The organism is Acetobacterium wieringae (genome assembly GCF_001766835.1).
GTDB classification, from domain to species: Bacteria; Bacillota; Clostridia; order Eubacteriales; family Eubacteriaceae; genus Acetobacterium; species Acetobacterium wieringae.
In genome coordinates, this window is sequence record NZ_LKEU01000036.1 from 13854 (window position 1) to 38913 (window position 25060).

24 protein-coding genes are annotated in these 25060 nt (G+C 44.7%); 15 read left to right on the plus strand and 9 right to left on the minus strand.

Annotation, left to right across the window (positions count from 1 at the left end; all coding sequences use genetic code 11):
- Window positions 1–13: 13 nt before the first annotated feature.
- The 3 genes from ACWI_RS13455 to larC are packed head-to-tail and all read left to right on the plus strand — an operon-like array spanning window position 14 to window position 3872.
- On the plus strand, window positions 14–1873 hold the full coding sequence (locus ACWI_RS13455) for a non-ribosomal peptide synthetase (protein WP_070371956.1): 1860 nt from the start codon (window positions 14–16) through the stop codon (window positions 1871–1873).
- Between the two features lie 48 nt (window positions 1874–1921).
- A complete protein-coding gene (larB, locus tag ACWI_RS13460; RefSeq protein WP_070371957.1) occupies window positions 1922–2671 on the plus strand; it encodes a nickel pincer cofactor biosynthesis protein LarB in 750 nt (249 codons plus the stop codon).
- Between the two features lie 49 nt (window positions 2672–2720).
- On the plus strand, window positions 2721–3872 hold the full coding sequence (gene larC, locus ACWI_RS13465; protein WP_070371958.1) for a nickel pincer cofactor biosynthesis protein LarC: 1152 nt from the start codon (window positions 2721–2723) through the stop codon (window positions 3870–3872).
- Window positions 3873–3968: 96 nt separating this feature from the next.
- Here the strand turns inward: larC and ACWI_RS13470 are convergent, their stop codons facing one another.
- The 4 genes from ACWI_RS13470 to ACWI_RS13485 all read right to left on the minus strand — a co-directional run bounded on the left by ACWI_RS13470 (window position 3969) and on the right by ACWI_RS13485 (window position 7734).
- Window positions 3969–5489 carry a methyl-accepting chemotaxis protein gene (locus tag ACWI_RS13470; protein ID WP_070371959.1) on the minus strand — a complete coding sequence of 507 codons (1521 nt, stop codon included), beginning with the start codon at window positions 5487–5489 and terminating at the stop codon, window positions 3969–3971.
- 226 nt (window positions 5490–5715) lie between these two features.
- Window positions 5716–6438 carry a DUF2786 domain-containing protein gene (locus tag ACWI_RS13475; RefSeq protein WP_070371960.1) on the minus strand — a complete coding sequence of 241 codons (723 nt, stop codon included), beginning with the start codon at window positions 6436–6438 and terminating at the stop codon, window positions 5716–5718.
- A gap of 158 nt (window positions 6439–6596) precedes the next feature.
- Entirely contained in the window at window positions 6597–7364 is a 768-nt protein-coding gene (locus ACWI_RS13480) for an EFR1 family ferrodoxin (protein WP_070371961.1), read from the minus strand.
- A gap of 37 nt (window positions 7365–7401) precedes the next feature.
- Window positions 7402–7734, minus strand: coding sequence for an ArsR/SmtB family transcription factor (locus ACWI_RS13485; protein WP_070371962.1), 333 nt, complete (start codon window positions 7732–7734; stop codon window positions 7402–7404).
- A 274-nt stretch (window positions 7735–8008) separates the two neighbouring features.
- On the opposite strand from ACWI_RS13485, the gene larE reads away from it, so the two are divergent.
- Window positions 8009–8815 (plus strand): ATP-dependent sacrificial sulfur transferase LarE, encoded by an 807-nt coding sequence (gene larE, locus ACWI_RS13490; protein ID WP_070371963.1) that lies wholly within the window; start codon window positions 8009–8011, stop codon window positions 8813–8815.
- Window positions 8816–8889: 74 nt separating this feature from the next.
- Here larE and ACWI_RS13495 read toward each other — a convergent pair whose 3' ends face one another.
- A complete protein-coding gene (locus tag ACWI_RS13495) occupies window positions 8890–9579 on the minus strand; it encodes a glutamine amidotransferase (RefSeq protein WP_070371964.1) in 690 nt (229 codons plus the stop codon).
- Between the two features lie 322 nt (window positions 9580–9901).
- Between ACWI_RS13495 and ACWI_RS13500 the strand changes: the two genes are divergently transcribed.
- The 9 genes from ACWI_RS13500 to ACWI_RS13540 all read left to right on the plus strand — a co-directional run bounded on the left by ACWI_RS13500 (window position 9902) and on the right by ACWI_RS13540 (window position 17912).
- Entirely contained in the window at window positions 9902–10735 is an 834-nt protein-coding gene (locus ACWI_RS13500) for a MetQ/NlpA family ABC transporter substrate-binding protein (RefSeq protein ID WP_070371965.1), read from the plus strand.
- Window positions 10736–10808: 73 nt separating this feature from the next.
- Window positions 10809–11822, plus strand: coding sequence for a methionine ABC transporter ATP-binding protein (locus tag ACWI_RS13505; RefSeq protein ID WP_070371966.1), 1014 nt, complete (start codon window positions 10809–10811; stop codon window positions 11820–11822).
- Window positions 11812–12471: a methionine ABC transporter permease gene (locus ACWI_RS13510; protein ID WP_070371967.1), complete on the plus strand. Its 660-nt coding sequence runs from the start codon at window positions 11812–11814 to the stop codon at window positions 12469–12471. Before ACWI_RS13505 ends, ACWI_RS13510 begins: the two co-directional genes overlap by 11 nt.
- A 28-nt stretch (window positions 12472–12499) precedes the next feature.
- The gene (locus ACWI_RS13515) at window positions 12500–13033 is read left to right on the plus strand and encodes a 2-oxoacid:acceptor oxidoreductase family protein (protein WP_070371968.1); all 534 of its coding nucleotides are present in this window, start codon (window positions 12500–12502) and stop codon (window positions 13031–13033) included.
- Window positions 13034–13336, plus strand: a complete 303-nt coding sequence (locus ACWI_RS13520) for a 4Fe-4S binding protein (RefSeq protein WP_070371969.1) — start codon at window positions 13034–13036, stop codon at window positions 13334–13336. It begins immediately after the preceding gene.
- A complete protein-coding gene (locus ACWI_RS13525) occupies window positions 13329–14498 on the plus strand; it encodes a transketolase C-terminal domain-containing protein (RefSeq protein WP_070371970.1) in 1170 nt (389 codons plus the stop codon). The genes ACWI_RS13520 and ACWI_RS13525 overlap by 8 nt, the downstream gene beginning before the upstream one ends.
- Window positions 14491–15402, plus strand: a complete 912-nt coding sequence (locus tag ACWI_RS13530; RefSeq protein ID WP_070371971.1) for a thiamine pyrophosphate-dependent enzyme — start codon at window positions 14491–14493, stop codon at window positions 15400–15402. Before ACWI_RS13525 ends, ACWI_RS13530 begins: the two co-directional genes overlap by 8 nt.
- On the plus strand, window positions 15399–16727 hold the full coding sequence (locus tag ACWI_RS13535) for a phenylacetate--CoA ligase family protein (protein ID WP_070371972.1): 1329 nt from the start codon (window positions 15399–15401) through the stop codon (window positions 16725–16727). The genes ACWI_RS13530 and ACWI_RS13535 overlap by 4 nt, the downstream gene beginning before the upstream one ends.
- A gap of 12 nt (window positions 16728–16739) precedes the next feature.
- Window positions 16740–17912 carry a pyridoxal phosphate-dependent aminotransferase gene (locus tag ACWI_RS13540; RefSeq protein WP_070371973.1) on the plus strand — a complete coding sequence of 391 codons (1173 nt, stop codon included), beginning with the start codon at window positions 16740–16742 and terminating at the stop codon, window positions 17910–17912.
- Window positions 17913–17948: 36 nt separating this feature from the next.
- Here ACWI_RS13540 and ACWI_RS13545 read toward each other — a convergent pair whose 3' ends face one another.
- Complete coding sequence (locus tag ACWI_RS13545) at window positions 17949–19127, minus strand: MalY/PatB family protein (protein ID WP_070371974.1); 1179 nt, start codon at window positions 19125–19127, stop codon at window positions 17949–17951.
- Window positions 19124–20269 carry a trans-sulfuration enzyme family protein gene (locus ACWI_RS13550; RefSeq protein WP_070371975.1) on the minus strand — a complete coding sequence of 382 codons (1146 nt, stop codon included), beginning with the start codon at window positions 20267–20269 and terminating at the stop codon, window positions 19124–19126. The genes ACWI_RS13545 and ACWI_RS13550 overlap by 4 nt, the downstream gene beginning before the upstream one ends.
- Before the next feature lie 202 nt (window positions 20270–20471).
- Between ACWI_RS13550 and ACWI_RS13555 the strand changes: the two genes are divergently transcribed.
- On the plus strand, window positions 20472–22370 hold the full coding sequence (locus tag ACWI_RS13555) for a ThiF family adenylyltransferase (RefSeq protein WP_070371976.1): 1899 nt from the start codon (window positions 20472–20474) through the stop codon (window positions 22368–22370).
- 166 nt (window positions 22371–22536) lie between these two features.
- Window positions 22537–22875, plus strand: a complete 339-nt coding sequence (locus ACWI_RS13560) for a DUF2325 domain-containing protein (RefSeq protein ID WP_070371977.1) — start codon at window positions 22537–22539, stop codon at window positions 22873–22875.
- A 93-nt stretch (window positions 22876–22968) separates the two neighbouring features.
- On the opposite strand, the gene ACWI_RS13565 is transcribed toward ACWI_RS13560, so the two are convergent.
- Both ACWI_RS13565 and ACWI_RS13570 read right to left on the minus strand, forming a co-directional pair.
- Window positions 22969–23880, minus strand: a complete 912-nt coding sequence (locus ACWI_RS13565) for a PLP-dependent cysteine synthase family protein (protein ID WP_070371978.1) — start codon at window positions 23878–23880, stop codon at window positions 22969–22971.
- Between the two features lies 1 nt (window position 23881).
- Complete coding sequence (locus ACWI_RS13570) at window positions 23882–25042, minus strand: trans-sulfuration enzyme family protein (RefSeq protein WP_070371979.1); 1161 nt, start codon at window positions 25040–25042, stop codon at window positions 23882–23884.
- Window positions 25043–25060 lie beyond the last annotated feature (18 nt).

Below are 25060 nucleotides of genomic sequence, written 5' to 3' on the forward strand. Positions count from 1 at the left end.
TGAGGAGACTTCCATGAATATACAAGACTCGTTTATCAAGCTAAAAACCAGTGATGTCACCATCACGTATCTGGAGGCCGATGGCCAGGAATTTACTCAGACCTACGCCACGCTTTTTGAAAATGCCATGAAAGTCCTCGGCGGTTACCAGTCAGCCGGTCTAAAAAAAGGATCCCTGCTGGTGTTTCAGCTAAAAAGTATCCAGGCCCAAATCACCTGTTTCTGGGCGGGCATCCTGGGCGGCATGGTTCCCGCCATCCTACCCCTGGCCCAGGATGAAAAATCACGGGCTTATCTGCAAAGTGTCCTTAACACACTGGAAGACCCCATCATTGTCAGTGATCTGGAAGGGGTAACAACCCTGTTTGAAAACAACCAGCTGATGTTTCGGGCCTTGACCGAATCGTCCCCGGGAACCATTGTTTCAGTGTGTGACACAGATCCTGGAATGATTCAGTTTACCTCCGGTACCTCTTCGGATCCGAAAGGCGCTGTTCTGACTACCCGCAACCTCCAAGAAGGCGGTGTTGCCAGCAGTATCATCGTCCGCGACAATGTGCAGGAACGCTATCTAAGCTGGCTGCCGCTATCCCATTGCTTTGGTTTTGTCGGCTATCATCTGGTTCCGATTGTCAACAACTTTCCTCAGTATTTAATGAGCCCGCTGCAGTTTGTAAAAAACCCCAACCGCTGGCTGGAAAAGCTCTCGCAGTTTTCCGCCACTGTCACCGGAGCGGCCCTTTTTGGCATCGAACTATTGCTGAAAGTCGGCATTAAACAGAATCGGGCAGTAAATCTTGACACTCTTTATATCTGCTTTTGCGGTGGCGAAGATGTCAATCCCCTTTCCTTAACCGCTTTCGAAGATCAAACAGCCCCAATGGGTTGGACCCGGGATACCTTAAAACCAGCCTACGGTCTTAGTGAAACCACCATGGGTGTGGCTTACACCCCCTACGGTTCACCCTTCCGGATGGATTATTTTTTGGGCAGCGGCATTGCCATTGGCGAAAAACTGTTCTTCTGTGATCCTGATGATGATACCATCGGCCGGATGTCAGTAGGTGTTTTGGACGAATGTAATGAGGTCGTCATTAAAGATCTGAACGGAAATGTTTTGGATCCGGAATATCTGGGTCTGATCCATATTCGTGGCACCAATGTCATGCAGGGATATTATTCCAAAACTAAAAACACCCCTACCGGGGTGGATGAAGACGGTTATTTTAACACCGGCGATCTGGGCTTTTTTCGAAATGGCTGGTTGAATATATTTGGCCGCTATAAAGATATTATTATCGTCAACGGTGAAAATTATCTGGTCTCCGATCTGGAAAAAACCGGCAAGCAGGCCTTGCCTGAGAATACCAACCTGATTGTTGTTCAGGGCAAAAACCGGAACACTCAGGACAACTGTCTGATTCTCTTTAGTGATTCCAAAAATCCGGAAACTTTAACCCTGGCTGGCCAGTCTATTTCTGCCACCTGGCAGCTTCCGATAAAATGGGGTGTGATGATTGACGAAATACCCAGAACCACCTCTGGAAAAATCAACCGGTTAGCTTTGGCTGTTGCCTGGGAAAACGGCGACTATGATCATTATGATCTGGCCATTCCCTTAAGCAACGTTTCTGAATCAACCCTGGATGGACCATATAATGAGATGGCAAATTGCTGGGCCGATATTCTGAAAATTTCGCCAGCGATGATTGGGCTTGACAGTCATTTTATTTTTGATCTCGGCGGCGATTCGCTGGGTCTGATTGATCTGATTAACCAACTGGAGCAGACCAATGGGATTAAAATAAACACCAATCAGTTCCGCAACTACCTGACCTTAACTGAAATGACCAATTATATTTTGTCACTTTAACAAATTTTTTAATATTTTGCTGACTCATCAGCAGTAATGGAGACAATTATGAATGTAGATCAATTAACAAAATTATTGGAAGACGTCAAAAACCACGAATGCGAGGTCAATACCGCTCTGGAGTTGCTAAAAACCTTGCCCTATGAAGACCTTTCCTATGCCAAAGTGGATCATCACCGGGAGCTACGAAACGGTTATCCGGAGGTGATTTACAGTCCCGGAAAGTCGCTGAACCAGATTAAGGGGATTGTCGAAAACATGCTGACCCGATCCACTGGCAACATCCTTGCTTCCCGGGCTGAACGGGACGTCTTCGACACCATCAAATCCATTACCCCTGATGCTATTTATTACGAAGAAGCCCGCTCCGTGGTCGTCAAACGGGAAGAATATAAAACCACCGAAGATTATATTCTTGTCGTCACGGCCGGAACCTCAGACATTCCGGTTGCTGAAGAAGCCGCTGTAACTGCCATGGTGATGGGCAATCAGGTCAAACGACTCTATGATGTGGGAGTCGCCGGGATTCATCGGCTACTTGGCAACGTCCCAATTATCAATCACGCCAAAGTCATTATTGTGGTGGCTGGTATGGAAGGTGCTCTGGCCTCAGTCGTCGGTGGACTCACCGATAAACCCATCGTTGCCGTTCCCACCAGTATCGGTTACGGCGCCAGCTTTGGTGGAATCTCGGCTTTACTGGGGATGCTGACCTCCTGCGCCAGCGGGATTGGTGTTGTCAATATTGATAATGGTTTTGGGGCTGCCTGTATGGCATCAAAAATTAACAAACTATAAACATAAGCGAAATTTCATCAGGGCGTGGCCCAAAGAAGGAGAATTGTCCATGAAGGTTTTATTTTTCGATTGTTTTTCCGGTATTAGTGGGGATATGGTTTTGGGTGCCTTTATTGATTTGGGTATTGATCCAGCATACCTTGACGCTGAACTGAAAAAGCTGAATCTCAGCGGGTTTCGTATCGAAGCCGAGCAAACCATGAAAAAGGGAATTTCCGGCACTCGCTGTCATGTTATCCTGGAAGCTGACCGACACCATCATCGGCACTTTAATGATATAAAAGAAATCATCGAAAATTCAACCCTCTCAGACGAGGTTAAAAAAACTGCTCTGGCTATTTTTATGCGGGTGGCAGTCGCCGAAGGCAAGGTTCATAATGTTTCGGTTGAACGGGTTCATTTTCATGAGGTTGGCGCTCTCGATTCAATTGTTGATATCGTCGGGGCGGCCATCTGTTATCATGCCTTAAAACCGGATCTGGTTTATGGTTCCAAAATAAATGTCGGCAGCGGCTGGGTTCGCTGTGCCCATGGTCTCTTACCGGTACCAGCTCCAGCCACCGCAGAGATCCTCTGTAATTCCAATTTCGAAATGTATTCCAAGGCCATAGACGGTGAATCAGCCACGCCCACCGGGGTGGCCATTCTCGCTGAATTGGCTACCTATTCCCCGACCACCCCCAGTTTTATTCCGGAAAAAACCGGCTATGGTTTTGGCGGCAAGGATTTTGGGGTTTTAAATGCTCTGCGGATTATTCAGGGGCGTAAATCTGAAGCCAACACCATTATGGTGGTAGAAACCAATGTTGATGACATGACTGGCGAAATGGCTGGCTATGTCCTCGAAGTTTTATTGCAAAACGGTGCCCTGGATGCCTTTTACACGCCGGTCTATATGAAGAAAAACCGCCCAGGCATCCACCTGACGGTTCTCTGCAGCGAAGCCCGGCTGCCGCTGATTGAAGAAATTATTCTAAAGGAAACCTCCACCATCGGCATTCGCAAATACCCGGTTGAGCGAACCTGCATGCACCGGCATTTTAAAAAAATAGCAACTCCACTGGGTGAAGTAACCATTAAAATATCCCAACAGGGCGATATTACCCGGGCTACCCCGGAATATGAGGATGTCAAAAAAATCGCCCAGGAATCGGGCAAATCGCTGTGGGAAGTATTAGAAATGGTTGAAAAACTAAAGTAGCGTTGCAAACCAGTAAAACAAAAGACTCAGATGCTTAGCTTTCTGAGTCTTTTGTTTTGTTGTATCCACTGATATTCCTTTTAAAATTACCCTGATTTACTGAAGCTTAAATTGATTGGTCTGTCTTTTTAATATCTCAGCCTGGTTAAAGAGTTCTTGACTGGCGGCGGCAGTTTCTTCCGATGTTGCTGAATTAGTATGAACCACGTTGGCAATAATACTGATCCCTGAATTGATTTCGTGAATGTTTTGGGTTTGCTGCTCTGATGCTTTGCCAACTGCTTCAACCCGGGTTTCAACGGCTTTCATACTCGCTTTGATTTCGTCCAGTGCTTCCGACACCCGATTTGCCACTTCGATACCGATTTTGACATTCTTTCCCGATGCTTCAATCAAACTGGAGGTTTGTTTTACTGCGTCAGTCGTGCGGATGGAGAGGTTTCTTACCTCGCTGGCGACCACTGCAAACCCTTTGCCATGTTCCCCGGCCCGAGCGGCCTCCACACTGGCATTTAATGCCAGTACATTGGTTTGAAAGGCAATCTCATCGATTACTTTGATGATGTTTCCGATATTCTGCGATGAATCATTAATGTCATCCATACAGGCCAGCATATTATGCATTTCCCGGTCACCGCTGTTAACCTTAGCCTGGGCATCACGGACCAATGCAACAGCTTGACTGACACTTTCGCCGTTGATGGTAGTCTGCTCATCAATTTCGTTGATGGAGGCAGTCAGTTCCTCAATGGAACTGGCCTGTTCCGTGCCGCCAATCGACAGGGATGTGCTGGCCGTGGAAATATTCTGGGCACCCATGGCAACCTCTTCCGAAGAATCCGCTATTTTTTTTAAAGCTGTTCGCATATTAACGATCATCCGCTCAATCGCCACGGCTAATACGCCGATTTCGTCTTTACTTTTGACCGTTTCAACTTGTTGCGTCAGATCGCCTTGCGCTACCCGATTGGTGACTTTTTCCAGCATCACTAATGGTCGGGTCATCCGGTCAGTAATGATCCAAATGACAATACCCGCCAGCGTAACGGCCACGATGGAAAATAAAATCAGCATATTTCTGAAATCCATAGCCAATTTGTCATAGATGGTATTGGGAATTCCCACGTACCAGATGCCGATCACCTCGCCCTTGGCATTGGTGATCGGTTTATAGACTGTTTGGTTCCAGACACCCACTACATTGGCCTTACCGATGTATGTTTCGCCCTGATCCAAAACAGTTTTTTTAACCACGTCGGTTGCCTCCGTATTAACCGCCCGATTACCTTCTGCATCTTTTACGTTTGTGGCAACCCGGGTATCATCTTGAAAGACCGTTACCGTATCCCCTGTTAACTCCCCGATTCGATCAACAATTCCGAAATTATCATTCATTTTCACCGAGCCTTTGTACAAATCGCCCTCTTTAATAATCCAGTCCCCGGGAATCTGCTGATCCAGGAAAGCCTCGCCCAAAGCAGCATCACTCAGGAGCTTGGAGCGGGCAGCATCAAGCACTTTATTCTGCATGCTGTTTACCGCATAAATACCGATTCCAAGGTTGATTAAAACAATGGCCGACACAAACAGGGCTACGATTTTATACTTGAATTTCATCAATCATTCTCCTTATCGGTAAGTATATTGGCTTATTTATATTTTTATCCAATTTGCGCGCCGATAAACAAAAAATGCCAGCTTCCTGTTTTCAATTACCATAACCTGAGCTATAAGATCCGTCTATTTTCTTTATTTTAACATAATAATCCTCCGTATCACGCAACAAAACACCGATAACTTGTTAAAAACAAGGTGCCGGTGTTTTTTTGCTTACCTTTGATTTTCAGACAGCTTCTTGATTTGTCGTTGGATTATCTTCTGCTGTCGTTTTTTCTTTTGTATCTGCCAATTTATTTTGGGTCGTAAAGACCTTGCCTTCACGGTAGCCCTGAGCATAAAACGAATAATGATCATCATGATTCTTCTCTTTAATGTGCGCACGTTCCATCGGTTCAAGAATTGCTTTAACTTCCGGTGGGACCACCATCACCAGCCCCCACTCCTGATGCACATACTCCTGGGTCGTGTAAGCGTCATCCAAACCTTCATAAAAACCCTTACCATAAGTTTCACACGCTTCATTAATGATATTAGCTGGCTGCTCATTTAACTTCATCACTTTTTTTATCGCTTTGATCTGGGTTCGCACACAATCAACAGCATAGGCAAAAATGCTGTTGCAAATCAGCGCATCTTCCTCGTAACCATGAAAAATAATATAATGGCGTTGCGATCCGGACGGCGTGACCATATAAAAGACACAGCAGTTGTTCTCCGAAATCACATCCGCCAGGCCAGTCATCCAATGCTCACTGCGGGTTGTATAATAAATATCACTATCCACTTTAATCGGATTTTCATCATGGCGCAATAATTCCCGTTCAGTCAGCTTGTATTCAACCATCAGCTTTTTTGCTTTTAATATTGCGTAATTTGCTTCATTGGGATTGGGACTTCTACCAAGGGCTAACAGTTTTTTTATTCGATCTTTGATATTGGCTTCCATTTTTCTTCCTCGTTTTGAACTTTCTGCTTTTTGCCAAAAACAAACACTTCAATATAGAATCCATCTTAATTAAATATCATTTTACTATACATCTCTTATTTTATTTGGTATGGCTCCAACTGTCAAGAACGAAGACGGAAAAATTTATGGATTCTTAATTATTTTAGGATGGGATTTTCAAACCGTCGCCACTTAAGGGTTTTCTTTCCATACTGAATCGCTTTCTGGGGACAGCGGTTGATACAGGCGGTGCAGTGCGTACATTGTTTTGCCGTCCAAACCGGCTTGTTATTAACCATTTGAATCGCCGAAACAGGACAAATTTTCTCGCATTTTCTACAACCGTTACACTTGTTATCAGCATAAAAGAGCCTGGTTTTTCGGCCATGGACGTATAGCGGATAGGCCACCTTGGTCAAAAACGATTTTTTTCGTTTGCTGCCATCATCTTTCTTTTTCTTAGATATCGCTGCGATAATGTCAGTTAGCTTTTTATCTGTTGCAATCTGTATTTTCTTTTGTAGCGCTGGCCCTGTTGGTTGGTACATCATAATGTAATTGCTGGCCATCTTAAGTTCAAACGCAGCATCGAGCGACACCTTTTGCTTTTTCAGGAGATCTTCCAGCATTTTCGGCGTTCCGCCCATTCCGCCACCACAAGTCATCACACTAAATACATAAGGTTGCATGCGGGCTTCCAGATTTTGTTCAATTATAAGCTCAGCGATAAAATCAGCTACAATTGAAGGTACGCCATAAAAGTAAACCGGGAAAATAAAGCCTATTTTTTCATCGCCTGAAAGCGAATAAACAAAAGATTTCTCTTTCATAGCCGTGGTTATATCGACAAGTCGTTCTCCCAGTTCATCACCAATTCTTTTTGCCACATACAACGAATTACCGGTTCCGGTAAAATAAAATATCATCTTCTTCTCCTTTATTTTGAGTATGTAATTTGATACGCTACTTGCATTGTTTCATTAACAGTTCAATATGCTCCACCAATGTTTTTAAATGCAGCAACCTGCTTTTTTCCGGATCCAGATAATAAAAATTCATGGTTCCTTGCTTACTCACATTAACAATCTTAGCATCCATCAGGATTTTGATATGATGGGATACTGCTGGTCGGGACAGATTGACTTTTTTGGTAATTTCCCCTACCCGAATGCCAGGATAGCACCCATTTTCCATAATTGCCACCATGATTAACTGTCGGGTTTCATCCCCGATGGCGGTGAGTAGTGGTTGACAATCTTTGAACATTTCAATCAGCGCTTTTTGCTCGTTACTCATTTCTGGTACTCCCTTCCTCCGTTTAATGGTTTAATTCATTAAACCATTGCTAACAGTATACATGAATAAATATTTTTATCAACATCGGGAAAGAAATTCGAGACCATTCAAGTTGATTATCTGCGTTTTTTTCATCCGATCCGTATTCAACGACTGTAAAGCAATTCCCTCCTTCAGGCCATTTATTCCCCACAATCACACTTGACAACGGGTTAAAAATACAATAAAATATTAATCATATATAGTTACTATGATTAATGTGAAGGAGTGTATTATGGATAACCTGACCAATAAATATCAAGCGTTAAAAGATTACCTGAACGAACTGGAAAGTGTCGCTGTAGCCTTTTCTGGTGGTGTTGATTCGACGTTTTTGCTAAAGGTTGCTTACGATGTCTTAGGAAAAAAAGCGGTTGCAGTGACCGCCCGGTCCGAGAGCTTTCCCAAGCGCGAATTACAGGAAGCCACCGCCTATGCTGAAGAATTGGGTGTCGATCACTTTATAATTGATTCGGAAGAGCTGGATATTGAAGGTTTTTCCCATAATCCCAAGAACCGCTGTTATTTATGCAAGTCCGAGCTTTTTACCAAGATCAAAGAAATTGTGACTCTTCAGAAATTAAATTACGTTATTGAAGGCTCCAACACTGACGATGATGGTGATTACCGACCGGGACTATTAGCGGTAACCGAGTTAGGTGTCAAAAGCCCGTTACGATTTGCCAAGCTTTCCAAGGATGAAATCCGTCAGCTGTCGAAGGAATTGAATCTTCCCACCTGGAACAAACAATCCTTTGCCTGTCTGTCTTCCCGATTCCCTTATGGCGAGAATATTACCCCAGATCGCCTGCAGATGATCGACCAGGCTGAACAATACCTTCTTGATCTCGGCTTCCATCAGGTGCGCGTCCGCTATCACGGTGACCTGGCCCGGATCGAAACCGATGAAGCCGGTTTCGAAACCTTAGTTAATGAAGGTATTCGCAGTAAAATTCATGATCGTTTTAAAACCATTGGCTTCACTTATATCAGCCTTGATTTAAAAGGCTATCGAACCGGCAGCATGAACGAGACGCTATAAAAAAACAGGATTGCTAGACTCTTTGATTTAGTAATCCTGTTTTTTGTCGTCTCTTTTATCATATTCTAATCTAACTAGCTATTGTGCCAACGCATTGTTTTTTCATCATTTTGTGCTGTCACAGCTAAATCATAAAAGCGCCTTAATAAGGCTTTACCATATGTTCTATGTTCAATAGTATTACAAAATACATCGCCTACACATTCTGGATGAAATTGAACGCCCCAGACGTTTTCCTTATATCGAAGTGCATGAGTCGTCTCAAAATCATTTTCTGCCAATATCACGGTATCAGGTGGTATTTTGGTAACGGTCTGAAAGTGGGACGAATATGCACTAAAACGGGCTGGTAATACCCCCAGCAATGGATCTTTCTTGCCATCTTCAGTAAGATGAATCTCAACCTCGCCTTTTTCTTCACCCTGTTCATGATAGTCAACCGAACCACCAAAGGTATGGGCAAGCAATTGATGTCCAAAACAGATACCCAAAACAGGAATGTTCTTTTTAACAACCTGTTTTAACCATTGCGCGGTTGCTACCCCCCAGGGTTCCAAATCCGTTACCATTGAAGGGGAACCAGTAATAATAATGCCAGCAATATCGTCCGGCAGAATTGGTACGGCATTTTCATAGACTGAAATTACCCGGACATCATCATATGGTATTCCGATACATTGGGCAATGCGGACATCACAGTCGCCACATTTGTTGATCACATGTTGATCCGATGATCCGGTCTTTATAATGAGTAGTTTTTTCATAATAGTTCCTCCTTCAAACAACGCTCTTTTCATACTTTTCCTATATGTAATAAATTATATATAATAACGTGCTAATTGTCAATAGAAATGGCTGATGAAATAAATAACATTATTCATATTATTTTTATATGTTTTGTGTGTTTTATTCTTGCAAAAACAAATGGTTCCTGTTATAATAAATCGCATTAAACATATAAAATTACTATGATATGAAAGGTGGTGACCTCATGACTAAATCCATGTGTTGTCTGATGTAGTAATTACATGTAGTAGATAAACCAAAAAAATAAAAATTTTATGATTAGAAAAGAGAGGATCTCAAATGAAAACTAAACGAATTATCGGATTTATTGCAATTATAAGCATTTTGCTGATCGCCCTCACTGGTTGTTCTTCATCAAGTGCTGCCACAACCGAACCAGCAAAGGTTTTGAAAGTGGGCGTGTGTGCCGGACCATATGGCGATATGTTCACAGAAGCAATTCAACCTTCCTTGGAAGAAAAAGGCTACACCGTTGAAATCGTCGAATTCTCAGACTATGTTCAACCAAACAAAGCATTAGCCGCCGGTGAAATTGATCTCAACCTGTTTCAGCATTCTACTTACTTGACCAACTTTGCCAAAGAGAACAACTTAGACCTAACCTTCATCAAAGAAGTTCCCACTGCTGCGATGGGAATTTTTTCCGAAAAATATAAAACCATTAATGATATCGAAGACGGCGCTACCGTAGCGATTCCAAATGATGCGACTAACTTATCCCGGGCTATTCGAGTCTTGGCGCAAACCAATATTATCACCATCGACCCAGCTGTCGATCCTAAAACAGCCACTCAAAACACCCTTTCCAGCAATCCTAAAAATTTACAGTTTGTCGAAATCGAAGCGCCTCAATTACCAAGAAGTCTTGACAGTGTCGGCATTGCCGTGATTAACGGTAATTATGCACTCAGTTCAGGACTCAACCTTTCTGATGCCCTTTATAATGAAAAACTGTCTGAGGGCTACATCAATGGTGTCGCTGTCCGAATTGAAGATAAAGATTCCGATTTTGCGAAAGATGTCATTGCCGCAATCGAATCCGATGACTTTAAAAAAGTAATCGAGGATCCGACCAAACAATATGTTTCTTTCCAAAGACCATCTGACTATTAAAATTTTAACAAAAGCTCAGTTAATTTAAAGAACTGAGCTTTTGCCTTAAATCCTATAGAAAAAGGTAACGATTATGATTGAATTCAAGCATGTCTCTGTCAGCTTTAAACAGCACAAACAAATTTTTGAGGCTGTTAATGATGCCCATTTTAAAATTGAAAAGGGTGAGATCTTTGGTATCGCCGGTTCAAGTGGTGCTGGCAAAAGCACCCTGCTTCGTACCATCAATTTATTACAGACTGTTTCCTCCGGTGAAATATTGGTAGACGGCGAAAATGTCACCAATTATCGGAGAACACAGTTGCGAATACTCCGTCGCAATATCGGGATGATTTTTCAACACTTTAATCTGGCCCGAAATCTAACCGTCTATCAGAATATTGCCTTTGTTTTAAAGGCAGCAGGGAAATCAAAAGCGGAAACTGAAACCCGGGTCAAAGAATTACTGGATCTGGTCAATTTATCGGAGAAGTCCAATTCCTACCCCGCCAACCTTTCAGGTGGTGAAAAACAGCGGGTTGCAATTGCCCGGGCACTGGCCAATGATGCCAAAATTCTGCTCTGTGATGAGCCCACATCCGCTCTTGATCTGGAAACCACCTCATCCATTTTAAGCTTATTAAAAGACCTGAATAAAAAATTTGGTATCACCATTGTCATCATCACCCATGAACTGGATGTCATCAAAAGTATCTGTACCCGATGTGCGGTAATGAACAAGGGCTCGGTCGTCGAAATTGGCGATGTCTATGATATTTTCACCAAACCACGGGAAGACTTCACCCGACAGTTATTAAGTCATACCAGTCATTTCAATTTGCCTGAGCAAATTATTGACAAGATGCAAGGGCCAATTATCCGCCTGACGTTTAAGGGGGACAATGCCAACAACCCGATTCTTTATTACGCTGCCAATACCTTTCAGATTGGTTTTAATATTTTATTGGGAAAGGTTGAATACATCAACGATTTACCGCTTGGGATACTATATGTTCAGCTAATTGGCGAAACTGAGCCACTAAAACTGGCAATCGAATTTCTTGCCGCAAATACGGCCGATTTGGAGGTAATCAATCATGGACTTTGATTTAAAAGCAGCTCTGTTTCTAACCTTTGGTCAAACCATGCAAATGGTCATTTCGTCCCTGTTGGCCGCCATTATCATTGGTGGCAGTATTGGCCTGCTATTGTTTTTAACATCGAACACACTTTTTCTCAAAAATCGGGCCATCAATCAAATTGTCGGTGTCATTATTAATATCACCCGTTCAATCCCCTTTCTGATCTTGCTGGTATTGATGATTCCCGTATCAAAGGCGATCGTGCATACATCGATCGGTCCCAATGCTGTGGTCATTCCTCTGGCAGTAGCGGCCATTGCCTTTTTGGGCCGACTGTCTGAAGCCTCCTTTTCCGATGTTGATAATGGCGTGTTGGAAGCCGCCATTGCTTCTGGGGCCAGTAAATTGTCGATTGTACTGAAGATTCTGCTGCCGGAAGCCTTACCATCGCTGATTAAAAACATTACCGTCACTGCGGTGTCATTAATCGGTTTTTCGGCTATGGCCGGAACCGTTGGCGGCGGTGGTATTGGCGATCTGGCCATCCGATACGGCTATCAGCGCTATGAACCCGAAGTGATGTTTATCTGTGTGATCGTTCTGGTGCTGCTGGTACAGATCTTTCAGGTTATTGGGGATTCATCCGCAAAAAAACTGGATAAAACCAGCAAATAAAACACTACTTAAGAATCGAGGAAACAATATGATTGAAATACGATGGCATGGACGCGGCGGGCAAGGGGCCTTTACCGCTGCTAAAATTTTGGGGGCCGCTTCATTAATCGACAATAAATTTTCGCTGGCTTTTCCTTCTTTTGGCCCCGAACGCCGCGGTGCGCCAATTCAGGCCTTTAATAAAATTGATACGCAGGCAATTATCAATCGGAGTGAAATTAAAGCCTGTGATTATTTAATCTTTCTGGATGACAGTTTGTTCTCTTTTGATTATTTAAACGATCTGAAAGACGATGGCATCGCCCTGATTAACACCGCAACCCCAGAAAAATTTCGTGATTTTTCACAGATCCAGACAATTGATGCAAATCTGATTGCCCTTAACATAATCAAAAAGCCCCTCAGTAACACAGCAATGCTCGGAGCCCTGGCAAGTATCTCTGACGATGTTTCGCTATCATCATTGCAGCAGGCCAGTAATCAGTATTTGTCGGCAACCCACGCGGCCAAAAACCAGTTGATTCTACAAGAATCCTATGATCATTTTAAGGAGGTTTACTAAATGAGCAAGCCTTATTTACGACATTATCAGAAACCCCAAAAATTGTCAGATTACCCCTTAGGCACTGCCAGTGAAGCCGGCTATCTGGTTACAAAAAATTGCGGCTGGCGAAATGAACGTCCGATTATCGTTACGAGTGAATGCATCAACTGCCTGCAATGTTATCTTTACTGTCCCGACGGTGTTATTTTTAAAACAGCTGATGGGTTGGATATTGACTACGACTTTTGCAAGGGTTGCGGCATCTGTGAAAAAGTCTGTCCCAAGCAAGCCATTAAAATGGAGGTAGAAACAAATGACTAAAGCATTTTTATCAGGCAATGATGCCTTTGCCGAAGGGGTTCGGTTGGCCCGCCCCCAGGTTATTTCGATTTACCCGATCACCCCGCAGACAACAGTGGTCGAGCGAATTTCTGAAATGGTGGAAGACAGCAGTTTAAAAAGCGAACTGATCCACGTTGAATCGGAACACTCCGCTCTATCCTGTGCCATTGGTGCCAGTGCCATGGGCGCCCGCACCTTTACGGCGACCTCTTCACAGGGTCTGCTGTACATGGCGGAATGTTTGCACTATGCCAGCGGCGGTCGCTTTCCGATCGTGATGATGAATGCCAACCGCTCCACTGCCTTACCCTGGAATATTTATGGCGACCAGCGGGATTCCCTCTCACAGCTTGACTGTGGCTGGATCCAGGTGTATGTTGAAGATGCCCAGGAAAGCCTGGACATGGCCCTGCAAAGCTACCATATTGCCGAAAACCCCTTGGTATCAACCCCGGTTATGGTCAATTTGGATGGCTTCGTGCTGACCCATACCTACGAAACCGTGGAAATCCCCAGTCAGACCGATGCTGACCGCTTTTTGCCACCCTTTCAAACTGAGAACAAAATGAGTCTGGATAACCCGAAAAACCTGGCTTTTAGCGTTGGTCCCGACAATAATATGGAATTTAAATATCTCCAGCACAAAGCCATATTGGGCAGCAAACGGATTATCGAAGAAACCGATGCGAAATTTGCCGAAATTTTTGGCCGCAGTTATGGTGGACTGACCCAGGGTTACCGTCTTGACGATGCCGATTATATCCTGATTACCCTGGGCAGTATCACCGGCCTTTGCCGCGAGGTGGTTGATGAGTTGCGTGAGCGTGGCGAAAAGGTCGGCCTGCTCAAGCTCCGTTTTTTAAGGCCCTTTCCCAGTGATGATCTGGTTGCGGCACTGGGATCAGCAAAAGCTGTTGGGGTGTTGGAAAAAGATATTTCCTTTGGTTATGAAGGCACCGTCTATACCAATGTTAACTCGGTTATTGCAAAGAATGGCTTACGTCTGGAAACTTATAATTTCATTGCCGGTCTCGGCGGCCGTGATATCAGCCGGGAAAACATCACCGCAATCTTTCGCCATCTGCAAACAGGTGGGCAACATGTTAATTTTATCGGACTGGGGATGACCATTGATGACTAATAAAATAACTGCAAAAACGATCACGGATAGTGAATTTTTTTATGGCCATAAGGCCTGCGCCGGTTGCGGTGGCAGTCTGGCCGTGCGGATCGCTCTTAAAGTTCTGGGCGAGAGGGCTATTTCGGTACTGCCAGCCGGCTGTATGTCGGCGGTTGGATTTAATTATCCGCATTTGTGTTTTAGCAATAATTCGATCATTTCCACCTTTGCCGGAACCGCTTCGATGCTGACCGGTGTTGAAGCTGGTGCCCGGGCGGTTGGGATTAAGAATTTCAAAGCGGTCGGGTTGGCCGGCGATGGCGGAACTGCCGATATCGGCATTCAGGCCTTATCCGGGGCGATTGACCGCAACGATGATATTCTCTATATCTGCTACGATAATGAAGCCTATATGAATACCGGTATCCAAAAGAGCGGTTTAACCCCGTTTGGCGCCAAAACAACCACGACCCCCAGCGGTGAAAATATTCACGGTAATCTACGCCCCAAAAAAAATCTCTTTGAGATTGTGGCAGCCCATAATATTTCCTATGCTGCCACCGCCAGTATCGGGAATCTTCCCGATTTTATCAATAAGATTGAAAAGGCTTCAAAAATAAAGGGCACAACCTACATCCATGTGGTCGCCCCCTGCCCGATTGGTTGGGGCATTCCCGTCAATGAAACCATTGAGATCGCCAGAAAAATGATCGATTGCGGTTTGTGGTATCTGGCCGAATACGAAAACGGACAGTTTACACTTAATAAAAACCCCCGCGACTTTTCATCAATTAAAGATTATCTGCTATCACAAGGTCGCTTTAAACATTTAGACGATGCAGACATTGAAATACTGGCAGTACAGCGGGATGCAAAGTGGGCAGCGATACAAAAAAATTGGAATACCACCAAGGAGGAATTATGAGCGAGAAAAAATATTGGGATGAAAAAATCGAGACCCTGCCACGAGCAGATCTGGAAGAATTACAGCGTCGCGAATTAAAAGATATACTGACATTTGCCTACAGCAATTCTGCTTATTATAAAGAAGCCTTTAATGCGGCCGGACTGACCCCAGCCGATTTTAACCAGCTCGAAGATATTCAAAAATTCCCGTTTACCAATAAGGCCACCCAACGGGAACGGCAGGCCAAAGGCGGGCTTTTAGGCGACATGATTGCCGTCAGTGAAGATGATGTCGTTTTTGTGTCGGCTTCCAGCGGCTCAACCGGAGTGCCAACCCTCAGCCCCTTTACCAAACAGGATTTCGACGAATGGCAGGATGTCGAAAGTCGCTTGTTTTATGGTGCCGGGATGCGTAAACATGACCGTTATGTTCACGCTCTGAATTTTTCACTATTTGTCGGTGGACCGGATGTCATCGGGGCCCAGAATTTGGGAGCCCTTTGTATCTGGGCCGGAACTGTGCCATCGGAACGACTGCTTTTTATTTTAAAAGAATTCCAACCGACGATTATCTGGACAACTCCATCTTATGCTTTGTATCTTGGCGAAACAGCCCTTAAAATGGGCATTGACCCTGCCAAGGATTTGGCCATTCGTACTATCATTGTAGCCGGCGAGCCCGGTGGCTCGATTGGAACCACCCGGGAAACCATCGAAAAAGTCTGGAATGCCGAGCTATATGACTTTTTTGGATTATCAGATATATTCGGGGCCTGCGCCGGGATGTGCGAAGCCAAGGATGGCCTCCATATCGCTGAGGATCACATTCTGGTTGAAGTCCTGGATGTAAAAACCGGAGCACCCTTACCCGATGGTGAACGTGGTGAACTCGTCTACACCACCCTGCGTAAAAAAGCCCGACCACTGATCCGTTTCAAAACCGGTGATATTGGCTCAGTCAACCGCAAACCCTGCAGTTGCGGCCGGACCCACACCCGCATTAAAATTCACGGTCGCCTCGATGATATGTTTATCGTCTCCGGAGTTAACATCTTCCCCAGTGATATTGAGTTTGTCATCCGGGGAACTGAAGGAATTACCGGCGAATACCTGATTCGTTTATACGAGCAGAATCACTCGGTTAAATATCGGCTTGAAATCGAAAAATCAGATGATAACAATGAACCGGATGACCTTTTAAAAGAACGGGTGGCCGCTGCGCTTAAAACCCGTTTAGGCGTAAAACCTGGTGATGTCACGATCTTAAACGATGGTGATTTGGAGCGGGCGACACATAAGGCAAAACGCTTAATCGATGAGCGAACCTTAATCTATGAAATTTAAAGAAGGTGCATAATGAAACCACTGAGTAACCGAACTGCTGACTTTACCGATTCTGTAATCCGACGGATGACCCGTATTTCCAATCAGTATAATGCGATCAACCTGTCCCAGGGATTCCCTGACTTTGATCCACCAAAACCAATTCTTGAAGCCCTGGAAAAAGCTTCCCATCAGGGGCCTCATCAATATTCCATTACCTGCGGAGCGCAAAATTTCCGGGAGGCCCTGGCGCAAAAACAGTCCCGGTTAATGGGCCGATCAATTAATCCGGAAACCGAAATTGTAGTGACCTGCGGGAGCACCGAGGCGATGATGGCCGCGATGATGACTGTCGCCAATCCTGGTGATAAGGTCATCGTTTTCTCACCTTTCTATGAGAACTATGGGGCGGATACCATTTTATCCGGTGCTGTTCCGATCTATGTCCCCCTTCATCCACCTGAGTTTAACTTCAATACGGATGAATTGGAAGCCGCCTTTAAACAGGATCCCAAAGCACTGATTCTGTGCAACCCTTCCAACCCCACCGGCAAGGTGTTTAACCGGGAAGAACTGACGATTATTGCTGATTTGGCTAAAAAATATGATACCTATGTGATCACCGATGAAGTTTATGAACATATTGTTTATAAACCCCATGAACACATTTATCTGGCTTCTTTACCTGGTATGTTTGAACGCACGATTTCCTGCAGTTCTTTATCGAAGACCTATTCAATCACCGGCTGGCGGTTAGGCTATATCATCGCTCCGGAAACGATTATTGATGTCGCTAAAAAAGTTCATGATTTCTTAACCGTCGGTGCGGCGGCACCACTCCAGGAAGCTGCCACCGTTGGTCTGCAATTTGGTGATGACTATTATCTTGATTTGCGCAAACACTATACTGCCAAAAGGCAGCTCTTTTTAAACGGTCTTGATGATATCGGCCTTGGCTACAGTACACCCCAGGGTGCCTATTATGTGATGATTGATGTATCCCCCTATAAAGCCGATGATGATCTGGCTTTTTGCACCTGGTTAGCCGAACATGTCGGCGTTGGGGCCGTCCCCGGCTCTACTTTTTTCAGGGAAGATGTCAATCACCTGATCCGCCTGCATTTTGCCAAAAAAGAAGCAACCCTCTATGAGGCGCTGAACCGTTTGGCCGATCTTAAACAAAAATGGCAGAGACATTCTTTTTAGAAGTCTCTGCCTTTTTATTTCGCTATTTATTTGGCTTTATAAGTCATTTTTGATGGCCTTTTCCAGCTGATTCAGGGCCTGCTCCAGAATCAACCGGGGTGCCGCCATATTGATACGCTGAAAGCCATCGCCACCGGCGCCAAACATCGTTCCGGCGTCCAGCCAAAGCCCCGCCCGGTTGATAATTAAATCTTCCAGTTCCGAATTGCTAAGGCCCAGTTCACTAAAATCCAGCCAGATCAGATAGGTTCCTTCTGGTTCAATCAGCTTTACCTGGGGCAGCCGCTCTGCCAGGTACGTTCTGACAAAGCTTAAGTTATCAAATAAATAAGCCTTTAATTCCTCCAGCCATTTCTGCCCCTTTGAATAGGCGGCCGCACAGGCGACAATGCCCATAATACTGATCTCATTATAACCGCCTTTATGCATTTCTTTTCTAAACTTTTTGCGGATCTCCCGGTTCTCGATGAAAATATTGGAAACCTGAAGCCCAGCCAGATTAAAAGTCTTGCTGGGGGCGGTGCAGGTAATCGTGTTACTTAAGTATTCCGGCTTTAAACTAGCAAAAACCAGATGTTTAAAGCCCGGGTAGACAAAATCCTGATGAATTTCATCAGCAATGACGATGACCCCATGTTTTAAACAGATATCGCCCAGGCGGGTCAGCTCTGCCTGGGTCCACACTCGCCCCACCGGGTTATGGGGATTGCAGAGTATAAATAACTTGACCTTATTCTCTAAGATCTTCTTTTCAAAGTCGTCAAAATCAATGCAGTAGCGGCCTTCCTCATAAACTAACTGGTTCACCACCAGATTCCGCTCATTGATTGTGATCATTTCAGCAAAAGGATAATAAACAGGTTGCTGAATAATGATGCTGTCACCTGCATTAGTCAGCGCCCGGATGGCAGTAGCAATGGCGTAAACCACTCCGGGGGTGGTCACCAGCCAATCCGGCTGAATATTCCAGCCAAACCGGCTTTTAAACCATTCCTTCAAGATAAAGAAATAATCCTGGCCGCTTTCTGAATATCCAAAAATACCATGCTTGCTCTTTTCAACCAGGGCCTCGACAACCGGGGCCGGGGTCTTGAAATCCATATCAGCTACCCAAAGTGGCAAAAGCCCTTCTGGCATCCCACGCCGATGGGCAAAATCATATTTAATGGAATTGGTATTATCCCGGGTGATTATTTCGTCAAAGTTATATTTCATTGGACCGTCTCCTTTAAAACCCGATCGAGCTCATCGATCAGGTCATTAACACTTTCAATTCCAACAGACAAGCGTAGCAGGCGACTATTAATCCCCTTGGCTTCACGCTGCTCTTCTGGAATATCGCCATGGGTCTGCAGCATTGGATAGGTGATTAAGCTCTCCACTCCGCCCAGACTTTCAGCATACTGAATCAGTTTTACTCCTTCCAGAATATGGTGAGCCGTTTTTTCGCTGTCCACTTCAAAAGAGATCATCCCGCCAAAACCCGTCGACTGGCGTTTGGAAATCTGATAGCCGGGATGGCTTTCAAGACCTACATAATGGACTGCCTTAATGCGTTCCTGTTGACATAGCCACCTGGCAATCACGCCGGCATTTTGCTGTTGTCGATCCATCCGAATCGGTAAGGTCTTGATTCCCCGAATTAATAGCCAGCTGTCAAAGGGTGCTAACCCAGCTCCGGTCGTTTTAAAAATAAAGCGCAGCTTGTCAGCCAGGGTTTTATCCCGGGTGACTACAAAACCGGCAATGGTATCATTATGACCACCTAAGTATTTGGTGCCGCTATGGATTACAATGTCGGCACCTAATTTCAGCGGTTTCTGAAAATACGGGGTCAAAAAGGTGTTGTCAACCATTAACAGCAACTGATGTTTGCGGGCAATCTCGGCTACACCAGCCAGATCGGTGACCTGCATCATCGGGTTGGTCGGCGTTTCAATAAATAAAGCTCTGGTATTGGTTCTGATCAGCGGCTCGATTAACGAAAGATCGGCAGTATCAACCAGATCAAAGCTGATTCCATTCTTAATCGAAATGTGATGAAAAAGCCGATGAGAACCACCGTAAAGATCGTCCGAGGCGATGATGTGATCCCCCGGGGAAAAAAGTTCCATCACCGCGCTGATGGCTGCCATCCCCGATGAAAAAGCCATCGCATCGACACCTTCTTCCATCCGGGTCAGGATATTTTCGAGATGCTCCCGGGTGGGGTTTTGTTGTCTGGTATAATCATAACCAGTACTCTCGCCAACCCCAGGATGAGCAAAGGTAGCCGTCTGAAAAATCGGGACACTGATGGCTCCGGTGTTATCATATTTATTATTGTTACCATGGATGCATAATGTTCCAAAATCCATATCATTCTCCATTCTTATATCAATTCATAGTGATTCAGTATGTTTAGTCAATACTAACCGATTCGCCTATTAATGTCAAGGTGATTCGACATGTCTATTCGATCACATCAATAATTTTTTCTTTTACTTAAGATCATTCAATTCAGTTGTATATCATATTAATTCCATAGTATAATTGTGATATATGCATAGGAGGTATATCATGTACAACGAGATAGTACTCGACCATTTTTCCAATCCCCGTAATGTTGGCGATTTTGCCACGCCTGATGGCGTGGGACACGCCGGTAATCCGATCGATGGTGATAGAATTACAATTTATATAAAAGTTTCAGATCAGCAATTGACAGGGGTGCGTTTTAAAACCTTCGGTTGCGGTGCTGCCATTGCCGCCAGTAGCATGCTTACCGTAATTGCCAGTGGAAAAACCCTTGCCGCAGCCCTTAAAATTACCAATGCTGATGTCGCTACTGCACTTGGCGGTTTGCCACCTGAAAAGCTACTGTGCTCAAACATCGCCGCTGATGCCCTCCATGATGCCATCCAAAACTATCAGCAGCACTGCCAGCAACAGGCTTCAGATCAACAACAAGGAGATGTAGTCAAAAATATCGAAGCGACTGATCAGGACGCTGCCCCCAACGGGAATCAGGCTCCAACCGAAGGATTAACCGACCCTGCCCAGATTAAACGCTATCTGCGTCAGATCATTATGCCAGAAATCGGTGGTGCTGGCCAAAAAAAACTGCTGACGACAAAAATACTGGTTTGTGCTCCAGATCTTAAGATCGCCGACCTGCTGCTTCGTTACCTGGTTGCCATGGGCATTGGTCAGATTGACTGCTTTCTTGGTAACCCGGACAATTGGGAACCCATTTGTGAAAACTTGCGGGATCTAAACCCGGATATCTCCCTCCAGTTGGTTAAAACCGTCACGACGCCTGCTGATTTTAATCTGATCCAGGGAAACAACCGCTTTTGCCGCAAGCTGGCAGAATCGCTTCTCAGTGATTCTCTCACCAGAGCCTTTACACCGACCCTAGTTTCAGTTTATGACGCCTGGCAGGGATGCTTTAACTATTGTTACGATCAGGCCGCCATGAAGCTATTTCTAGACGCCCTGCAAAATAAGGGTTTTGCCGATCATCAAGCCATAACTCATGAATTAAATATACTTGGATCTGATCTCAGTGCCGCCTTTTCAGGCACCCTGCTGCCAATCGAATTGGCTAAAGCCTGTCTGAATATTGGCGAGCAGCAGACAGCAGGCTTTTATTTTGACTTGATCAGCCTAATTTTTGATAATCAGTTTACCACCAGTCAGACCCTTTGTCCGCCCATGGATTTATCGCAAGCGATTGATATGAACAAGCTTAGATCCGCCCGAATATTAACCGTCGGAGCTGGAGGTCTGGGCTGTCCGGCCAATCTGGTTCTCGCCAAGGCTGGACTTACTCACCTGAGCCTGATCGATTTTGACCAGGTTGAAATCAGTAATCTGAATCGCCAGATCCTCCATTCCAATTCCCGAATCGGTCTGTTAAAAGTTGAATCGGCCCGGATCGCCCTTAAGTCAATTAATCCCGAGCTGAATATAACGCTTTATCCCGAAGCTCTCAGTACTGAAAATGCCCGGACCTTAATTGGCCAGCATGATTTGGTCATTGACGGTCTGGATAATCTGCCAACCCGTTACCTGCTCAACGATGCCTGTTATCTGGAAAATAAGCCGCTGATTGAAGCTGGTGCCTTGTCATATTACGGCCAGGTAACCGCCTTGATTCCTGATGACGGCCCTTGTTTTCGCTGTCTGTTTCCTCAAGCTGATGGTCAGACTGCTGGCAGTTGCTCTGAAACCGGTGTGTTAGGCCCGGTGCCCGGGGTGATTGGGGTACTCGAGGCCGTTGAAGCGATAAAACAATTGCTAGATCTCACTCCCAATTTAACCGGACGTCTTTTAATGATTGACACCCTGGCAACCTCATTTGATCTTTTTAGTTTTAAAAAAGATACGAACTGTCCGTTATGTGGTCAAGATCGCAGTATCCATGAACTTGGCTCCTTTTCATTTGTCTGTGAAGATGATCGCCTTGACAACTAAACACTTGATTTAAATACTTGATGTGCTAAATTGCGACGCTGTTTTTTTAATAATTGTTGTTAACTAATTTTTAACAATTATCGATAAATCCTTGAACAGCTGTCCGATTTATGATATCATATTATTCATATAATATTTATATGAATAATATGATGAGGTTTGAATTATGGGGATTGTTATTATTGGAGGGCATGACCGAATGGTATGCAAATATAAAGAAATATGCAAAAGCTATCAATATAAGGTTAAGGTTTTTACCCAAATGCCAGCAGATATGAAAAATGTCATTGGCAGCCCCGACCTACTCGTACTTTTTACCAATACGGTATCGCACAAGATGATTCACAATGCTATCAAAAGCGGCGAAAAAACCGGGGCTGCAATTGTCCGTTCCCACAGCAGTAGTGCCTGCGCTCTACAGAAAATTCTTGCCGACCATTGCCAGAAAACTACCTGTCAGGGATGCCTTAACCATTTATCCCAATCACAGCCGTTGCATCATTAACAAACAACTTAGGAGTACAAAAAGCTTCGGTTCGAATCATCTAACCGAAGCTTTATAAATTAAAGCTAAAATCACTTTTTTTATCTTGATTCCCTACTCATACAAATTCTTACTGAAATAACGGTCGCCACGATCAGGAAAGATCACAACAATATTGCCTTGCTCAATTTTTTCTGTCAGTTTGAGTGCCCCGTAGAGTGCTGCTCCAGATGAAGTTCCGGCAATAATGCCCTCTTTTTTTGCCAGTAATCGCACCAAATCGAAGGCGGTTCGATCATCCACTTTGATAACCTCGTCAACCAGGGTCATATCCATTGTGTTGGCAATAAAGTCGTTGCCTATCCCTTCAATATCATAGCAACCGGCTGTCCCGCCGCCCATGATTGAACCGTAGGGATCTGCTAAAATCCCTTTGATGTTGGGATTTTTTTCTTTCAAATAACGCACCACCCCGGAATAGGTGCCGCCACTGCCAGCACCAGCCACCAGATAATCAATGTTTCCGTCGAGATCATTAAAAATTTCCGGCCCCGTGGTGTCGTAATGAATACCTGGATTAGATGAATTTTCAAACTGCTGTAGCGAAATAGCATCGGGAATTGACTTCAGCAACTCCCGGGCCTTGCTCGTAGCTCCTTGCATTCCCAGTTCCCGGGGTGTGTTCACAATTTCTCCGCCATAGGCCCGCATCAGTGTCTGTTTTTCCACTGAAAATTTAGTTGGCACCACAAAGATTACCCGATAACCGCGATTGATGGCGGCCAGGGCCACGCCGAGACCCGTGTTCCCGGCGGTGCCTTCAATGATTGTGCCACCTGGTTTAAGTAACCCTTTTTTTTCGGCATCTTCAATCATCGCTACCCCAATCCGATCTTTGACGCTGCCGCCAGGATTCCAGAGTTCCAGTTTGGCAAAAATATTCACCCCTTTTTTGACCTGAAACTGGTTAAGCTTCACCATTGGCGTATTGCCAATCAATTCTCTGATATCATTATAATACGCCATCTTATGCCTCTAAACTTTTAGCAAATGCCTGTTCCAAATCCGCTAAAATATCTTGTTTATCCTCAATTCCAACCGAGATGCGGATCAAATTTTCAACAATACCAACTTTTTGCCGGATTTCATAGGGAATCGATGCATGGGTCATACTGGAAGGATGGCAAACCAGGGATTCGACGCCGCCCAGACTTTCGGCCAAGGTTATTAACTTCAGCGACTCCACAAATTTATAGATATTATACTTTTCATCCAGCTCAAAGGAGAGCATCCCACCTGGTCCGTCAGCCTGTTTTTTATTGATCGCATACCCCTGACCATGCGGTAATCCGGGATAGTAAATGGCCTTAACCCCAGGCGTTTTTTGCAAAGCCTCGGCAATGAATGTGGCATTCTCAATGTGACGATCCATTCGCACACCCAAAGTTTTAATCCCCCGTATCAACAAAAACGAATCAAAGGGCTGCAATACACCACCAGTGGCATTTTGAATAAACCAGAGCCGCTCTGCCAGAGCTTTGTCATTGACAACAGCCAGACCGGCAATTAAGTCACTATGACCACCCAGATATTTTGTAGCACTATGAACAACAATATCAACCCCCAAGGCAATCGGTCTTTGAAGATAGGGGGTCATAAAAGTATTGTCGACAATACTTAACACGCCACGCTTTCTGGCAATTTCTGCTACCGCCGCAATATCGGTAATGGTAAGGAGTGGATTGGCCGGACTTTCGATAAAAATTGCTTTGACGTCTTCGGTCAAACTGTCTTCAAGCAGCTTAAGATCCGCTGTTTCAACAATATCATAGGTTAGTCCAAAGTTTTTGAAAACTTTGTCGAGCACCCGAAAGGTACCACCATAGACATTACTCGAAATGATTACTTTGTCACCAGTTTTAAAAAGACTGAGTACCGCCGTGGTGGCTGCCATGCCAGAGGCAAAGGCAAAGCCGGCGATTCCCCCCTCCAATTCGGCAATCAGAGCTTCCAGAGCCTCCCGGGTGGGATTACCCGATCGGGAATATTCGTAACCCCGATCTTTTCCCAGTCCATCCTGCTTATAGGTTGATGTCTGAAAAATAGGCACATTTACGGCTCCGGTTTTTTCATCTCCATCAATACCGCCGTGGATCAACTGTGAATTTAAATTACTATACTTACTCATGTTTGTCTCCTTCAAACT

Bases quoted from the DNA above. Each gene is read 5' to 3' on its own strand.
- ACWI_RS13455 (WP_070371956.1), top strand. From the start codon at position 14: ATGAATATACAAGACTCGTTTATCAAGCTAAAAACCAGTGATGTCACC.
- larB (WP_070371957.1), top strand. From the start codon at position 1,922: ATGAATGTAGATCAATTAACAAAATTATTGGAAGACGTCAAAAACCAC.
- larC (WP_070371958.1), top strand. From the start codon at position 2,721: ATGAAGGTTTTATTTTTCGATTGTTTTTCCGGTATTAGTGGGGATATG.
- ACWI_RS13470 (WP_070371959.1), bottom strand. From the start codon at position 5,489: ATGAAATTCAAGTATAAAATCGTAGCCCTGTTTGTGTCGGCCATTGTT.
- ACWI_RS13475 (WP_070371960.1), bottom strand. From the start codon at position 6,438: ATGGAAGCCAATATCAAAGATCGAATAAAAAAACTGTTAGCCCTTGGT.
- ACWI_RS13480 (WP_070371961.1), bottom strand. From the start codon at position 7,364: ATGATATTTTATTTTACCGGAACCGGTAATTCGTTGTATGTGGCAAAA.
- ACWI_RS13485 (WP_070371962.1), bottom strand. From the start codon at position 7,734: ATGAGTAACGAGCAAAAAGCGCTGATTGAAATGTTCAAAGATTGTCAA.
- larE (WP_070371963.1), top strand. From the start codon at position 8,009: ATGGATAACCTGACCAATAAATATCAAGCGTTAAAAGATTACCTGAAC.
- ACWI_RS13495 (WP_070371964.1), bottom strand. From the start codon at position 9,579: ATGAAAAAACTACTCATTATAAAGACCGGATCATCGGATCAACATGTG.
- ACWI_RS13500 (WP_070371965.1), top strand. From the start codon at position 9,902: ATGAAAACTAAACGAATTATCGGATTTATTGCAATTATAAGCATTTTG.
- ACWI_RS13505 (WP_070371966.1), top strand. From the start codon at position 10,809: ATGATTGAATTCAAGCATGTCTCTGTCAGCTTTAAACAGCACAAACAA.
- ACWI_RS13510 (WP_070371967.1), top strand. From the start codon at position 11,812: ATGGACTTTGATTTAAAAGCAGCTCTGTTTCTAACCTTTGGTCAAACC.
- ACWI_RS13515 (WP_070371968.1), top strand. From the start codon at position 12,500: ATGATTGAAATACGATGGCATGGACGCGGCGGGCAAGGGGCCTTTACC.
- ACWI_RS13520 (WP_070371969.1), top strand. From the start codon at position 13,034: ATGAGCAAGCCTTATTTACGACATTATCAGAAACCCCAAAAATTGTCA.
- ACWI_RS13525 (WP_070371970.1), top strand. From the start codon at position 13,329: ATGACTAAAGCATTTTTATCAGGCAATGATGCCTTTGCCGAAGGGGTT.
- ACWI_RS13530 (WP_070371971.1), top strand. From the start codon at position 14,491: ATGACTAATAAAATAACTGCAAAAACGATCACGGATAGTGAATTTTTT.
- ACWI_RS13535 (WP_070371972.1), top strand. From the start codon at position 15,399: ATGAGCGAGAAAAAATATTGGGATGAAAAAATCGAGACCCTGCCACGA.
- ACWI_RS13540 (WP_070371973.1), top strand. From the start codon at position 16,740: ATGAAACCACTGAGTAACCGAACTGCTGACTTTACCGATTCTGTAATC.
- ACWI_RS13545 (WP_070371974.1), bottom strand. From the start codon at position 19,127: ATGAAATATAACTTTGACGAAATAATCACCCGGGATAATACCAATTCC.
- ACWI_RS13550 (WP_070371975.1), bottom strand. From the start codon at position 20,269: ATGGATTTTGGAACATTATGCATCCATGGTAACAATAATAAATATGAT.
- ACWI_RS13555 (WP_070371976.1), top strand. From the start codon at position 20,472: ATGTACAACGAGATAGTACTCGACCATTTTTCCAATCCCCGTAATGTT.
- ACWI_RS13560 (WP_070371977.1), top strand. From the start codon at position 22,537: ATGGGGATTGTTATTATTGGAGGGCATGACCGAATGGTATGCAAATAT.
- ACWI_RS13565 (WP_070371978.1), bottom strand. From the start codon at position 23,880: ATGGCGTATTATAATGATATCAGAGAATTGATTGGCAATACGCCAATG.
- ACWI_RS13570 (WP_070371979.1), bottom strand. From the start codon at position 25,042: ATGAGTAAGTATAGTAATTTAAATTCACAGTTGATCCACGGCGGTATT.